The organism is Burkholderia sp. WSM2232 (genome assembly GCF_000472545.1).
Taxonomy (GTDB): Bacteria; Pseudomonadota; Gammaproteobacteria; order Burkholderiales; family Burkholderiaceae; genus Paraburkholderia.
In genome coordinates this window covers 136,032-150,748 of the sequence record NZ_AWZV01000007.1, presented here as the reverse complement: position 1 = coordinate 150,748, position 14,717 = coordinate 136,032, and the positions used below count along the sequence as shown (strand labels likewise).

Below are 14,717 nucleotides of genomic sequence, written 5' to 3'. Positions count from 1 at the left end.
GCCCTACTGAACCTGCCACCAGCGGGGCAACAGGCGGCGCACCTCGGACCGCCGGTAACGGTCGTCGATCAGATGCACGACGCCCTCGTCGTGCTCCGTGCGAATCACGCGCCCCGCCGCCTGCACCACCTTCTGCAAACCGGGGTACAGGTACATGTATTCGTAGCCGTTGCCGAAGCGCGCCTCCATCGTGCGGCGCATCTGCTCGTTCACTTCGTTCATTTGCGGCAAGCCGAGCGTCGCGATAAAGGCGCCGATCAACTGCTGCCCGACCAGGTCGACGCCTTCTGAAAACGCGCCGCCGAGCACCGCAAAGCCGACGCCCTGATTCGCGGTGCGAAAGCGCGCGAGGAAGGCGTCGCGGGCCGCCTCGTCCATGCGCGGCTCCTGCGCCCACACGGGCAAGCCGGGATGGCGCTCGCGCATCAACGCAACCACTTGCTGCAAATACTCGAAACTGCTCAGGAACCCCAGGTAATTGCCGGGCTTCGCCAGATACTGCGCCGCGATCAGATCGACAATCGGCTCGAGCGAACGGTTGCGATCGCGCCAACGCGTGGATACGTTGCCCGCTACCCGCACGCGCAACTGTTCCGCGCGAAACGGCCCTTCTACGTCGAGCCATTGCGTGTCCTGCGCGAGCCCGAGGGTATCCCGATAGAAATGATGCGGCGTGAGCGTACCGGAGAACAGCACGGTGGCGCGCGCCGCCGCATAACGCGGTGCGAGAAACGGTGCGGGAATCACGTTGCGCACGCACAGCACACAGCTGCTTTTATCGCGGGGGGCGTGGGTGTCCGTGGTCAGCGTGATGTCGAAAATGGAATGTTCGCCGAACTGCTCGGCCAGCGCGACAAAATGCATGGCGTCGAAGAAAAAGCGCAGCGCTGCCTCGTCGATTGAAAGCGGCGCCTCGGCAAGCTGATCCGTCACTGCGCCGATCAGATTTTGCGCGGCTGCGAGCAGCTTGCCGGGCACCTCGGCATAGACCTCATACGACGCGTGCTGCGCGCGCCTGACTGCGTTCCATTCGCGCTGCAAACGTTCGAGCGGCTTGCGCAACGTGAGCGGCGCGGTCTTGCGCGCGAGCCGCAACGCCGCCTGATCCAGCGACGCCGTGTACATGCGGCGCGCGCGGTCCAGCAGGTTGTGCGCCTCGTCCACCAGCACGCCGACGCGCCACTGGTTGATCTGCGTGAGCGCGTACAGCATCGCGCTGCTGTCGTAGTAGTAGTTGTAGTCGCCCACCACCACGTCGGCCCAGCGCGCAAGCTCCTGCGACAGGTAGTACGGGCAGACGTCATGAGCGAGCGCTGCTTCGCGAACCGCCGCGCGGTCCATGCGCGGCACCGCGAGCGCCGCGCTGCGAGCGGCGTCGAGCCGGTCGTAAAAGCCGCGCGCAAGCGGACACGACTCGCCATTGCATGCTTTGTCGGGATGCTCGCAGGCTTTGTCGCGCGCGACCAGTTCGAGCGTGCGCAAAGGCAACGGCGCCGTGCTCCTGTGCAGCGTGTCGATTGCGTCCAGCGCCAGTGCCCGGCCGGGCGTTTTCGCCGTGAGGAAGAACACCCGGTCGATTTGCTGCGCGGCGCACGCCTTGAGCAACGGAAAGATCGTGGCAAGCGTTTTGCCGATGCCGGTGGGTGCCTGCGCCATCAGCGCCTTACCGTCGCGTGCAGCACGATAGACGGACACCGCCAGTTCCCTTTGTCCGCTGCGAAACTGCGCATGCGGAAACTGCAAGGCGCTCAGCGCGGCGTTGCGCGCGGCACAGTGCGCTTCCTCCTGCACGGCCCAATCGAGAAAACGCTCGCACTGGTCGACGAAAAAGATCTCCAGCTCACGGGCCGTATGCAGCTGCGTGAGCACCGTTTCCTTCTGGCTGCCGACATTGAAGTAAACCAGTGCAACGCTCAACTCGGCGAGCCCGCGCGCGCGGCACAGCAAATGGCCGTACACCAGCGCCTGCGCCCAATGCAGCGTGCGATGATTGGCGGGCATGCGCTCGAGGTCGCCGCGATGCGTCTTGATCTCTTCGAGACGATTCGCGACCGGATCGTAGCCGTCCGCGCGGCCCCGCACGGTGAGGTTGCGATGTGTGCCCGTCAGCGCGATCTCGCTTTCGTAGCCGCTCGCGCGGCGGCCCGCGACGGTCACGTGGCCCGCCATGCCTTCCAGCGAAGTAGGCGCCGGCGTGAAGCGCAGATCGAGGTCGCCGCGTCTCGCGGTGAACTCGCACATCGCTCGCACCGCAACGACGTAGGTCATGTGGCGCGCTCCGCCAGGGTCGCGGCAGGTAGGGCTGTCGCTTCCGCTGCTTGGACGGCTGCATCGGCGGCTGCATCGGCGGCTGCATGGGCGGCCGCATGAGCGACCGCGTGGGCGCCCGCGTGGGCGGCTGCATCGGCGCACATATCGCTGTTCGCTTCGTCGGCCCAACGCACATCCAACACACGCACTGGCATGCCGTGCTGCACACAGTACGTGAGCCAACGAATCTGGTTGTCTTGCAGACGGTCGCCCGGCCCCTTCACTTCGATCAGTTCATAACGGCGCTCGGCGGGCCAGAAGCGAATCAGGTCCGGGAGACCCGAGCGATTGGCGCGCACGTCCCGCAGCAAACGCTCGAACCACAGCTTCAGATGGGCGGCCGGCAGACAGTCGAGCGCGATTGTGACGAGTTCGGGCGTGAGCAGCCCCCAGAAGACGAACGGCGACTGCACACCGGCCTTTTCGTGCAGATGCCGCAGAATTGTCTCGCGATAAACGCCGCTATCGAGTTGTTCAAGGCACGCGGCGAACTGTACCGCACGGCGCGCATGAAAATCCGGCGCGTGAAGATCGGCCGGACCGCGCTGGAACGGATGGAAAAACGCACCCGGCAGGGCCGCGAATACAGGTTGCCAGCAGAGCAAGCCGAACAGCGAGTTGATCAGCGCATTTTCGACGTAATAGACCGGCGCGGCTTCGCACGTCAGATGATCGCGTACGAGGTATTCAACGGACTGCTGCGCATGCGCGGCTTCGGGCGAGGACGCGTGCTGCGATGGCGCGGCTTGCGGCCTCGGCAAAATCAAGGTGCTGCGTTCAGCGGCGCGCTCGGCACGCACGCGGACCGCCGGCTCACCGAGCTTGCGCCTCAAGCGCGGCAGCATGCGCGCGATGCGCTGCTGCTCTTCCTCGCTTTCAGGCGACAGCGTGGCCTGCAACGCGAGCGCAAGCGCCGCGTCGAACCGCTCGCTACGCTCGAGCACACGCATGCGCCTATGGCGCGCGCCGGGCCAAGTGCATAGCTCGTACACCGTCAGCGCGTCGGCCCACAGTTGCCGCCGTTCGCAATGCTGGCCGATGCGAAACAGCAGCTTCGCGCGCCGCATTTCGAGCCATGAGTCAGGAATTTCGACTGCCCGAACGCGCGCGACTATCTCATTGATCACCGCCTGTTCCGCTTCGCGATCGATCAGCGATCCGAACGACTCTATCGACGCCAGCTCCTCGCGACATGCGTGCAACGCAAGATACACGTCAACGTCCGCGCGCCGCTGGAACGCACGCGATGACGGCCCGAACGCGACCTTCTCGTACTGGAACACGCCAAGATCCGCGAGCACGAACTCGGACCACTCCTGCTGCAGATTGCCGAAGAACATCAGCCGCAGACGCTCGCACAACGGCGCAACGTCCACGCGAAACACGCAATCGCTTGAATCGGGATGCCATGCCGATAGCGGGCGCGCGGTGTTGCCGGCGTTGTTGCCTAGGCTCTTGCCGCTGCCGTCCTCATCATCCACCTGCGCATGAAACGGACGCAATGCCTCCAGCAACTCAGGCTTGCGCAAGCCGCGCGCGCCTGGAATCAACACGAGTGCATCCGCGAAAATATCGAGCAGTTCGGCGCGTGTGGTGACCGTGAACAGGTCGTCGAGCGTCAGGTGCGGCGCCGGGTCTAACCAGCCCAGCGCGCTGATGGGCGCGGCCGCCTGCAACGGGCAGCCGATCTCGTCATAAGCGAGGCGGCTCGCGCGAAACAGCGTGCCCTTGCGCATCAGCATGCGCACCAGCAAGGCTCGCGAAGCCTGCGGCATCAGCGCGAACGCGCCGAGAAAAGCACGCTCGCCTGCATCGAGCAGGTCGTCGTAACGTTGCGCGAGCCAGGCAAGCGCCCGCTCGAAGTTCAGCAGATAGTAGGGAACGCCGGTGAGGGAATCCGGCGCAGCATCGGTTGCCACGGAATTTGCACGACCTGTATGTATATACAGTGATGATAGCAAACTCCATTGCCGCTACGCGCCGGCCGCCAGCCAGACGACCGTCAGCGAACGCACGCCCTGCGCGCCGCGAATGAGCACGCCTTCTATGTCTGCGGTCGCGGAAGGCCCCGTGACCAACACTGCGTAGCGGGCGTCGCGGAAGTCGTCGCGCCGGTAGACGTCTTGCAAGCCGTCCACTAGTTGCGCCGGATCGAGCAGCACCACCAGATGCTGCACGATGTAGCCCAACGCATTCACCACGTACTCGCGTTCGCTGAACCACACCGAACCCGTCTCCGCGACGCCGAAACGCCCGCGCACCACGCCCACGTCGATGTCCTGCAACGACGCCGGCTCCATGTCGGCGGTCAGCGCGCGCGTGCCGGGCACTTCAGCGGTAGCCGATACGATCGACACCGCTGCGCCGAAACGCTCGCGGATCGCGTCGGCCACGCCGGACGCGGTCTGCGCCTCTACGCATGTACCGCCCATCGTTTCCAACGCGGCCGTAAAGCGCGCGCGCAGGTCGCCGCCTACTGAACTGAACAGCGGCACCTCGGGACGCGGCCGCGCAGCCGGTTGCGCCTCGCGTACTCTGGCGAGAAAAGCCTCACGCGTTGCCATCGCCACCTCCGCGGTTCTTCTTGTACCAGGCATGGAAAGTCTGTTTGGGCGGCTCAGGCAACTCGCGTTGCCTGCCCCAGATGTTCAGCGGGTTGTACAGCACGAAATTCGGCAGCCGCCGCAATGCGCCGCCCATCGACGCGACCGTCGCCCGATACAGGGTGGGGCTCGCCAGCAGGCGCCCCGCCATCTTCAACACTTCCTGCTTCACGAAGGGCACTTCGTGACGCTCCGCAATTACCGTGCGCCATTTGTAGATCTGCTCGTGAATATTGATCTTCACCGGACACACGTTCGTGCAACTGCCGTTGAGCGTGGAGGCGAACGGCAACGCGCTATAGCGTTTCAGGTCGAAGGTCGGGTTGATGATCGCGCCGATCGGACCCGAGTACGTGCCGCCATATGAGAGCCCGCCGCTGCGCCGGTACACCGGACAGGTATTCATGCACGCACCGCAGCGTATGCATTTGAGCGAGTACCAGAAGTCCTCCATCGCAAGCCGTTCCGAGCGGCCATGATCGACAAGGATGAAATGCATCTCCGCGCCCGGACGCGGCGCGCGAAAATGCGACGTGTATTGCGTGACCGGCGAACCGAGAGCACTGCGTGACAGCATGCGAACGAACACGCCCAGATCGGCGACCTTGGGAATCAGCTTCTCGATGCCGATCGACGCGATATGCAACGGCGGCACGTTCGCCGAAAGATCCGCGTTGCCTTCGTTCGTGCACACCACGACGGTGCCGGTTTCCGCCACCGCAAAATTGCAGCCGGTCATACCCGCTGTTTTCTCGCGTACGAAGTACGGCCGCGTGTTCATGCGCTGGCTTTCCGCGAGGTAGTGAATGTCGCTGTTTTGCGGATCGGTGCCGATGGTCCGGCCGAACAGTTGCGCGACATCGGCACGTAGTTTATGAACCGCGGGCACGACCATATGACTCGGGTCCTGATTGTCGAGCTGCTGGATGCGTTCGCCGAGATCGGTTTCCATGACCGTTATGCCGCGCGGCTCGAGATATTCGCGCATCCGGCATTCGTCGGTGAGCATCGACTTGCTTTTGACGAGCGTGGTCATGCCGCGCTCCGACATGATCTTGTGCACGAGCGCGTTGTGCTCTTCGGCAGTCGCAGCCCAATGCACTACAACACCGTTCGCCTCAGCCGCCGCCGCAAACTGTTCGAGGTACTGCGACAAATGCGACAGCGTATGTTCCTTGATGGCTGACGCCAGTTCGCGCAGCGTCTCCCATTCGGCAATTCCGTGCGCCTGCGCGTCGCGCTTTTGCCGCAAATCCCATAGACGTCTGTCGTGAAACGCAACGTGCTCCGTCTTTTTGATGAAGTCTCCGGCTGCCTTTGCGTGGTCGATGCGGCTCATGCGCGCGCTCCATTGAGCACTTGCGCGATGTGAATAAAGCGCGCATCCGCCTTCATGCGTTCCGCGCAGCCTTGCTGGTGCATGAGGCACGACATGTCGCCCGACACGATGTATTGCGCGCCCGCGTTCAGATGGTCGCGCACCTTGTCCTGCCCCATGCGCACGGAGACCGGCTCTTCGGTCACCGAGAAGGTGCCGCCAAAGCCGCAGCATTCGTCCGCCCGCGACGGCTTGACGAATTCAATGCCCTTCACGCCCTCCAGCAAAGTGCGCGGTTTCGAAAACGGCTGCCCCGCCACTTCAGACATCGACGCCTCCTTCAAATGCCGCAGCGCGCTGCAACTGTTGTGCAGGCCGACCCGATACGGAAACTCGGCCCACGGGAATTCGCGCGCGCCCACCACGTCGTGCAGAAACTCGACCAGTTCGTATGCGCTTACCCGCACCTTCCTGACTTGGTCGGTCTGCTCGATCGCAGTGAGATGCTCACGCACGTGGTGAATGCAGCTTGCGGAGGGGCCGACGATGTAGTCGTAGCCCGCGAAGTTGCGCGCAAACACGCGCTCGGCCCCGGCAGCGTCGGCGTGCGCGCCGCTATTGGCCATCGGCTGGCCGCAGCAGGTCTGCTCTTGCGGATAGTCGACCTCGATGCCGAAGCGCTCAAGCAACTCGAGCGTGGCAACGCCGACTTCGGGATAGAACGCGTCGATAAAGCACGGGATAAAAAGGGCGACTTTCATGTGTTCATGAATTCACGGGAGAAGCGACGTGTGGACGGGTGGGCTCATGGACCGATTAACCGATTGTCCATTTACCGATGGACCTGTGGACGCGTGCGGGGATGCCGCCGGCCCGTCGGCAAGGCCGGTCAGCTTGGTCAGACCAAAATATAAGGAAGTCGCCGGTAACTGTCAATTCGAACGTGGCGGCTCACCGCAGGCGTGACCATGCCATCGGCCCCGCGCGCCGTGCGCGGCCAATGGCATCCGGAACCGGTCAAGTAGAAACGAAAGGCGCGTGCGACGGCTACAGCTTCGCCGCATCCTCCTGATAAATCTCGCGGACAAACGCGAGATGCCGTTCTGCCGCCTTGCGCGCCTTTTGCGCGTCGCGCGCCATGACCGCGTCGTAGATGGCCTGGTGCTGGCTCATCAGCTGCTTTTCCATCGCCTCGTCGTAGTCGATCAGGCGATGGTACTGACGCATGCCTTCGCCAATCAGCGTATGGATGCCATGCATCACATGTGCGAGCGCAATGTTATGCGTGGAGTCGGCAATCGCAAGATGAAAAGCGGCGTCCAGTTCGGCGAGATTCACGCGGTCTTGCGACTGCGACGCCGCCTTCAAGGCCTCGAACGCCGTTCTGATCTTGCGAAGGTCGGCCGCCGTGGCGCGCTCGGCCGCATACACGGTGGAAATGGACTCGAGCCCCTGGCGAAGCTCCAGAATGTCTGCACTGGTACGCGGATTCTGCAGAAGCAGTTCGGCGAGCGGCCGCGAAATGATCGGTGCGGTGAGGTCCACCACGGTAAAGCCGCCCCGCCCCGAGGTGGCGATATAGCCGTCCGACTCCAGCCGGATCAACGCCTCGCGCAACGAAGGCCGCGACACAGCCAGTTGCGTGGCCAGATCGCGCTCAGCCGGCAAGCGGTCGCCTGGCATCAGGGTGCCCTCCGAGATCAATTGCTTGATCTGGTCGGCAACCACGTCGGAAAGCCGTTTGCGCGTGAAGGACTGGATCGGGCGAAAGTGCATAGGCTGCGGCTGACAAAGCCGGATTGTTCGGTTCAGGGCGTGGGATCGGCGAGCGCAAACTGCGCGCGCGGCGCATGAATTATAGCGTCGCCACAAACGCCGCAATGCGCTTGCACGCCTCGGCAAGCCGCGCTTCGTCGACCACGAAGCCCAACCTCACGAAGCCGTTCGCCGTCTCGCCGAAAGCGCTCGCGTCCAGCACCGACACGCCTTGCGCACGAAAGAGCCGCCATGTGAAATCCACCGTATCGAGACCTGTGCCGCTCACGTCGACCATCATGAACATGCCCGCTTCCGGCAGCAGACAGCGCAAGCGTGGAATGCGGCTCAAATGCTCGAATACGACGTCGCGGCGGCGCCGATAAATCTCCCGCATGTCGGCGACTATGCGCGCCTTGTCGTGCAGCGCCGTCAGCGCGGCCTGCTGGATGAAGCCCGGCAAGCCATACAGCATGGCGAGCGCGAGGCGCCCCATGTGTTCAATGAGCTGGGTCGGGCCAATTGCCCAGCCTACGCGCCAGCCCGCCATTGCATGCGATTTCGACAGACTGCCGAGCGTAACGGTGCGCGCGGCCATGCCAGGCAGCGCCATGATGCTTACATGCTCGCGTTCGAACGTAAGGTCGGCGTACACCTCGTCGGAGAGCACCCATAGATCGTGCTTGCACGCGAGCCGCGCAATCCGCTCCAGATCCGCGCGCGGCATGACGACTCCGGTGGGATTGCACGGCGTGGCAAAGAAAATGGCCTTGGTGCGCGGGGTGACGGCGCTTTCGAGTGCATCGCAGTTCAGGTGGAAGGCCCGCTCGGGGTCGACCGGCACCGGCACGAGCGTCGCGCCGGCTGCGCGCACGCAGGCTTCGTAGGTCAGGTACATGGGCTCCGGAACGATGACCTCGTCGCCGGCTTCGAGCAGACACAAAGACGCGGCAAATACGCCGTTTTGCGCACCGGCCGTGAGAATCACATTAGCCGCCGTGACGCTGCAACCGCTCATGCGCGAATGTTCGGCCGCAATCGCCGCACGCAACGGATCGCGGCCCGACACCGCGCTGTAGTGCGTGTCGCCGCCGCGCAGCGCTTCGATTGCGCGCTCGACTATCGGCGCGGGCGTCGCGAAGTCGGGGTCTCCCACGCTCAGCACGATCACGTCTTCGCCATTGGCGGCGGCCTGCTGCGCGACACGATGAATTTCCCACGCCGACGTGCGCCTTCCTTGCAAACCCTCCACCCGACTCGAATACTTCATCGCGCTCACCCATTCCAGTTTGACCCGCCAATGTAATGGGGCCAGCGCGAAACGTCCAGATACGAAAAAGCGCCGCGCGGGCGGACAGCCTCGCGCGGCGCTTCAGCTTCGCCGGTCCCCGCGTGCAGGGACCTGGCAGCTCAGACCTGGCGGCGCAACTCCGCCGGCGGCACCTTCATCAGATGACGATACTTGGCGACCGTGCGGCGCGCGACCAGCACGCCCTGATCCGCCAGCATCTTCGCCAGCGTCACGTCGGAGAGTGGATCGCGGGCGTTTTCCGCAGCGATCATTTCCTTCAGCAGCGCCCGCACCGCGGCCGCGGAACACGTGCCGCCGCTTTCCGTGCCCAGTTCGCGCGGGAAGAAGTGCTTGAATTCGAAAATGCCGCGCGGCGTCGCCATATATTTGTTGCCGGTCGCGCGTGAGATGGTCGATTCATGCAGGCCGAGTTCGTCGGCGACGTCGCGCAACACCATCGGCTTCAACGCGATTTCGCCGTACTGGAAGAAGGCCTTCTGATGCGCGACGATGCATTCGGCCACACGCTGAATCGTATCGAAGCGTTGCTGTGCATTCCTGATCAACCAGCGGGCTTCCTGAAGCTGTTGGGCGAGCGGCGAACGGCTCGCACCCGCGGACTGCGCAAAGAGCTCCGCATACATGCGGTGAATTCGCGCGCGCGGCTGCACGGCCGGGTTGATCGTCACCACCCACTTGTTGCGGACCTGACGCACGATCACGTCCGGCACCACGTAGTTGTCCTCTGTGCGGCCATAGCAGTTGCCCGGCTTGGGGTCGAGCTTGCGCACGAGCGCGCAGGCCACCCGCAATTCCTCGGCGCTGCAGCCGATCTGCTTCTGCAATTCCGCCTGCTCGCGGCGCGCGAGTCGCTCGAGATGATGCTCGACGATCTGGCGGGCGACCTCGCGCCCCGGCGTTTCGGCAGGCAACGCGTTCAGTTGCAGCAGCAGGCATTCCGACAGCGAACGCGCGCCGAGGCCGGGTCGATCGAGCGACTGCACGAGGCGCAGCGCGACCAGCAGTTCTTCTTCCGTCAGCTCGGGCTCGAGATCGACGCTGTCGGCGAGATCCGCGAGGTTCTGGCGTAGATAACCGTCGTCGTCGAGCGCCTCGATGATGAAGCGCGCCACGGCGCGATCGCGGTCGTCCAGCCTGTAAAGACGCAGCGCGTCGTGCAACTGCTCGCGCAAGGTGGGCTGCGAACGTGCCCATTCGGCGGGATCGCTGCCGTCCGAATCGCCGTTCTGACGGGCCGAACTGCGGCTGCTGTAGTCGCCGGAGAAGTCGCCGGGCATATCGTCCGGGCCGCCGCTGTCTAGCGTTTCGCTCGTGACCGCTTCTGCGGGCAGCGCGTCGGGCTCCGCTGCCGCGACGGCATCGGTGGCGGGCAGCGCGCCGGACTCGTCGCCGGGGGTCGCGGTTGCGAGCGCAACGTCTTCTGTATCCGACGAGTCGTATTCGAGGAACGGATTAGTGTCGAGCGCGGTTCGCAATTCCTGCTGGAACTCCAGAGACGATAGCTGCAACAGACGCACGGACTGCTGCAACCGCGGCGTGAGTGCAAGAGACTGCCTTGTGCGAAGTTCAATTGAAGGCATCGTGTTGAGGTCCCGTTAATAGCTGAAGTAGAGAGCACCCTCCATAGAGCAACTGCTGTACCAGCTTTTGCAAGACACTGTTTTTCCTAGCCTTTGTTTTTTCGGGCTCGCCGTTTGCGGCCCCGCGCGGCGCCATTTTTACAAGCGGGGCGGCAAATCCGGGCTCCCTCGGGACGGCCCGTCAAACGCTTTCGCCATGCGGCTTGGGCTAATTCGTCAGCGGAATTCATCCGCGCCGCCCAGTTCGCTCCCCGTGTTGCCGGCGTAAGCCAACTGTTGGGCATGCACTTTGCGACACGCTCGGCGTGGACGGACGTGTGTCCCCGCATCCCGCGCGAATCGCGCAACGACTGCGGGACCCGGCCGGTGTCGATAACGGGCCCTGACGGAACCGTAGCGGCAACGACCCCACGCGAGTCATCGGCGGCTTTGGTCGCGATCGACCGCAGGCAACAAGACCGCAATTTTCATCAACACCCGAAGGAGAAACCATGAAGACCATCCAGATGCTCAAGACCGCCGGCACCATCGCGTGTTTTGCATTCGCACTGAACGCGACTGCGCAAACCAGTGCCTCGGCACCGCCCGCTGCATCCGAAAGCATCGGCCAGCACATCGACGACGGCACCATCACCACCAAGGTCAAGGCAGAATTGCTGGGCGCGAAGAACGTAAAGTCCACGCACATCCACGTGAAGACGCGTAAGGGCGTGGTCTGGCTCACCGGCACCGTGCCTTCCGCCGACGACAAGCTCGCCGCGCAGGAAGTCGTGGAAGGCGTGAAGGGCGTAAGCAGCGTGAAGAACCGCCTGAAGATCGCGGCTGAATAAGTCCGGTTAAGGCGCGCCTGGCGCCTGGCGCACTCAATGTCACTGTGTGCGCCAGGCGCCAGGCAAACAAAAGCCGTCCGCATGCGGACGGCTTTTTTACGTGACGCCTGAGCTTACGTGCTGGCCGTGTTAGCTCTTCGCGGCATACTGGTCGCGCAGATCACGAACGCGGTCGTGGTTTTGCAGCACGCCCTGATATTGACGTTCGACAATCGCACGCACGTCGGCCGGTAGTTCTTTTTCCAGCGCGTCGTGATAGTTCTTCTTCGCGACGTCCTCGCCCTTCTCCACCTCGACGAGTATCTGATGGTCGCTGCGGTCCGTCACCGCCGACTTCACGTCGACCCAGCCGCGATGCAACGCGCCGCTTACGCTGCCGCCGGTCTCGGGCTTACCGCCCAGCCGCTGCACCACGTCCTGCAGTTCGCGTGCGCCGCGCGAGCAGTCTTCGGCTCGCGTGAGGAACAGCGTCTTCAACTGGGCGTCGCGCGCATCTTCGGCGGCCTTGCGAAAGCCCTTTTCTCCATCCTTCGACGTTTCGATCAGATCGTTCAGTACGGAAACAACGTTCGTAGCCATTCATACCTCCAAGGGTTTCGTTGATCGCGAAATCCGTCGCCGGCCTGCACGCATGCGTTAAGGACACGCGTGCCGTCGGCCATGTCATGAACTGCATGAGCAACGGGGTTCGTTCAATACCCGCATGGCGCGTGCCCGGCGCCCCGCGTGACCCGCTTGCGCCCGGGCCGCCATCAAGCCACGGCTGTTCCTGCCAGGCCGCGTAAATGTTGCGCGGCGCGATTTTCCAGGGGCACCGCGCGCGCCCCGCGGGGCAAGGCTTTTGCCGGTGGCATATGGGTTGCTTATCGCGTTGGCCCTTCGCAATGTCATGCAGCGCGTCAAGCGAAAACCTGCACGACGTACAGACAAATTGAAAAGACTGGGCGAGCAACGACGACAGGGAGAACACCATCATGAAGATCAGCAGCGCAGAGTTTCTTGCCACCGTGGCGATAGTCTCGTCAGCCACGGTACTGCAGCTTCGGCAGCACTCTCAACCCGACGAGAACCTCGCAACGAGCGCGCCGCAAAGCGTCGAGGCGGCGCCCACGTCTTGCGAGCGCGCGCGCAACGGCATCATCCCGGCGTCATGCGAAGCTGCACGCGAGCAACGTCCTGCGGAACACGCGCCTGCGCAGCGTGGCGCCGCACGCATCTGGGTATAGCTGGAGTGCAAACGGCCGGGCAGCATCACACGAGCGCTCTGCTCTGTGCCCGGCCATCAAAGACAAAGGGCCCGACAATCGTCGGGCCCTTGGCGTTTTACTGAGGCGCTCACTCAGGCATTCACTCAGGCATTCACTCAGGCAACGCGCGCCCTAAGCGCGCTTTTCGTTGAATTCGCTAAGTGGCACGGGCTGCTTCAGCGGATCGAAATCGGCCCAGCGGCCTTGTTGCCAACGACCGGTCGCGCGTTCAATGGATACGCCGCCTGCATCGCGCAACACGCGCGCCGCCTCGAGCTGATTATCCGTCGACACGTGCACGGCGACGAGCACACCGGAATCCCGCGTCTCTTCATGAAACGGCGTGCGCTGCCCGGCCTCGGCACCCTGCCGTGTGCGCCACATGGCGCCGGCCAGCGACCCGATATACGCGCCGACGCCCGCCGCAATCGCCGACACGAGCAACGGTGCCGAAAACGCCGCGAAGATGCCGACACCCACTATTGCGCCCACCACCGCCCCGATCGTCACACCAAAACCTGCGCCCCTGGAGGCGCCCTTCGCTCCCGCGTCGGTGTGCGTATCGCCGCCGATTGGAAAACGCGCGTGCTGGCCGCGGGGATTGACGAAGAAGAGCGTGACGTCTTCCTCGACGAAGCCTGCGTTGAAGAGTTTTTGCGCCGCTTCTTCAGCGGCTGGGAAAGTTGTAAAGCGTGCTGCGACGATGAGTGACATAAGGCCTCCTTGCATCGTGATAGCATTTTTGCGGACGACGCGCGCGAACTACGGTGCGCCTTCTGGCGATGAGCAGCGGCTTCGGTCGCCACCGAGCGGCCACCCGGCCCACTCAGTGCGTGGCAACCCGGGTGCCCGCGCTAGGCGGCGGTGCCGCGATCGGACTCCATGCCTTCCACCCGGAACAGTCCGCTGTGCAGGATGACGCCCTCGCCGTTGTTCTGGTCGAGTGCCTCCGCGCACACCGAACGGATGCGGTTGCGGCCTTTTTCGAAGGCTTCCATCAACGCGCTTTCGAGCGGCGACTCGGCGCCGAAATGATCCTCGAGCGCCTCGACGGTGATTGCGCACACAACCGGTTCGCCCTCCACGCGCGCCATAAAGCGAACGGTCAGGTTCGCGCCGTCGAAGGTCGGCTTGTCGTCGGGAAAAGTGATCTGCATAAGAGAGTCCTCATAGGCAGGCCGCGGCAGGATTGCGTTCATGATGAAGAACCCTTCATGGTGCCGGCAAGCTGCTTCGCCATCTCGAGATGATGCTGGATGATCGGCAGCGCGCGCGCGGCTGCGGCCTTCAGTTGCGAGTCGGTGCCGCTCTGGCTCTGCTGCTGGAACAGATCGACCGCCCGCTGATGCGCCTCTACGCCGATCTGCTCGACATACGCTTCGTCGAACTGCTGGCCCTTGAGCGTTTGCAGCTTGCCGACGAGCGCCGAATCCGCCGCAGGTACCGCGGGTACGCGCTTTTTCGCCGTGAGCGCGGCCATGCTGCGCGAGAGTTTCGTGTGGTCCGTGATCATCTGCTGCGCGAACTTCTTCACACGCGGATCGCGCGAGTTCTTCAGCGCGATCTTGCTTGCGGCGATTTCGGTAGCGTCGGATTGCGAGGCGTCCTGAATGAACTGCTGGTCCGCCGGCGAGAGGCTGGTGCCGCCCGCGGGCGCCGCGCTCGCCGGGGCGTCGCTTGCCTGCGCATACGCTGGGCCGGCCGATGCCACGCCAAGGCCCAGCGCGAGCGCCGTTACCTGGAGGGAATACCGTAGTTTCAT

14 protein-coding genes are annotated in these 14,717 nt (G+C 63.9%); 2 read left to right on the top strand and 12 right to left on the bottom strand.

Features of this window, described 5'->3' with window-relative positions:
- Window positions 1-3 precede the first annotated feature (3 nt).
- The 8 genes from F757_RS0107250 to F757_RS0107215 form a co-directional block, all read right to left on the bottom strand.
- Window positions 4-2,268, bottom strand: coding sequence for an ATP-dependent DNA helicase (locus F757_RS0107250; protein ID WP_027210827.1), 2,265 nt, complete (start codon window positions 2,266-2,268; stop codon window positions 4-6).
- Window positions 2,265-4,229, bottom strand: a complete 1,965-nt coding sequence (locus F757_RS0107245) for a VRR-NUC domain-containing protein (protein ID WP_027210826.1) — start codon at window positions 4,227-4,229, stop codon at window positions 2,265-2,267. Before F757_RS0107245 ends, F757_RS0107250 begins: the two co-directional genes overlap by 4 nt.
- A 54-nt stretch (window positions 4,230-4,283) precedes the next feature.
- Window positions 4,284-4,874: a LutC/YkgG family protein gene (locus F757_RS0107240; protein WP_027210825.1), complete on the bottom strand. Its 591-nt coding sequence runs from the start codon at window positions 4,872-4,874 to the stop codon at window positions 4,284-4,286.
- Window positions 4,861-6,252, bottom strand: a complete 1,392-nt coding sequence (locus F757_RS0107235) for a lactate utilization protein B (RefSeq protein ID WP_027210824.1) — start codon at window positions 6,250-6,252, stop codon at window positions 4,861-4,863. The genes F757_RS0107240 and F757_RS0107235 overlap by 14 nt, the downstream gene beginning before the upstream one ends.
- Entirely contained in the window at window positions 6,249-6,992 is a 744-nt protein-coding gene (locus F757_RS0107230; RefSeq protein WP_027210823.1) for a (Fe-S)-binding protein, read from the bottom strand. Before F757_RS0107230 ends, F757_RS0107235 begins: the two co-directional genes overlap by 4 nt.
- A gap of 286 nt (window positions 6,993-7,278) precedes the next feature.
- Window positions 7,279-8,007 (bottom strand): FadR/GntR family transcriptional regulator, encoded by a 729-nt coding sequence (locus tag F757_RS0107225; protein WP_027210822.1) that lies wholly within the window; start codon window positions 8,005-8,007, stop codon window positions 7,279-7,281.
- 79 nt (window positions 8,008-8,086) lie between these two features.
- A complete protein-coding gene (locus tag F757_RS0107220; protein WP_027210821.1) occupies window positions 8,087-9,256 on the bottom strand; it encodes a pyridoxal phosphate-dependent aminotransferase in 1,170 nt (389 codons plus the stop codon).
- A gap of 140 nt (window positions 9,257-9,396) precedes the next feature.
- Window positions 9,397-10,878 (bottom strand): RNA polymerase factor sigma-54, encoded by a 1,482-nt coding sequence (locus tag F757_RS0107215; protein WP_027210820.1) that lies wholly within the window; start codon window positions 10,876-10,878, stop codon window positions 9,397-9,399.
- A 491-nt stretch (window positions 10,879-11,369) separates the two neighbouring features.
- Here F757_RS0107215 and F757_RS0107210 point away from each other — a divergent pair, with 491 nt between their 5' ends.
- The gene (locus F757_RS0107210) at window positions 11,370-11,708 is read left to right on the top strand and encodes a BON domain-containing protein (RefSeq protein ID WP_027210819.1); all 339 of its coding nucleotides are present in this window, start codon (window positions 11,370-11,372) and stop codon (window positions 11,706-11,708) included.
- A gap of 129 nt (window positions 11,709-11,837) precedes the next feature.
- Here F757_RS0107210 and F757_RS0107205 read toward each other — a convergent pair whose 3' ends face one another.
- Window positions 11,838-12,287 (bottom strand): PA2169 family four-helix-bundle protein, encoded by a 450-nt coding sequence (locus tag F757_RS0107205; RefSeq protein WP_027210818.1) that lies wholly within the window; start codon window positions 12,285-12,287, stop codon window positions 11,838-11,840.
- A gap of 395 nt (window positions 12,288-12,682) precedes the next feature.
- Between F757_RS0107205 and F757_RS0107200 the strand changes: the two genes are divergently transcribed.
- Complete coding sequence (locus tag F757_RS0107200) at window positions 12,683-12,934, top strand: hypothetical protein (RefSeq protein ID WP_027210817.1); 252 nt, start codon at window positions 12,683-12,685, stop codon at window positions 12,932-12,934.
- 153 nt (window positions 12,935-13,087) lie between these two features.
- Here F757_RS0107200 and F757_RS0107195 read toward each other — a convergent pair whose 3' ends face one another.
- The 3 genes from F757_RS0107195 to F757_RS0107185 form a co-directional block, all read right to left on the bottom strand.
- The gene (locus F757_RS0107195) at window positions 13,088-13,669 is read right to left on the bottom strand and encodes a membrane protein (protein ID WP_027210816.1); all 582 of its coding nucleotides are present in this window, start codon (window positions 13,667-13,669) and stop codon (window positions 13,088-13,090) included.
- Window positions 13,670-13,809: 140 nt separating this feature from the next.
- A complete protein-coding gene (locus F757_RS0107190; RefSeq protein WP_013341263.1) occupies window positions 13,810-14,154 on the bottom strand; it encodes a DUF1488 domain-containing protein in 345 nt (114 codons plus the stop codon).
- Entirely contained in the window at window positions 14,151-14,717 is a 567-nt protein-coding gene (locus tag F757_RS0107185) for a DUF4142 domain-containing protein (RefSeq protein ID WP_027210815.1), read from the bottom strand. Before F757_RS0107185 ends, F757_RS0107190 begins: the two co-directional genes overlap by 4 nt.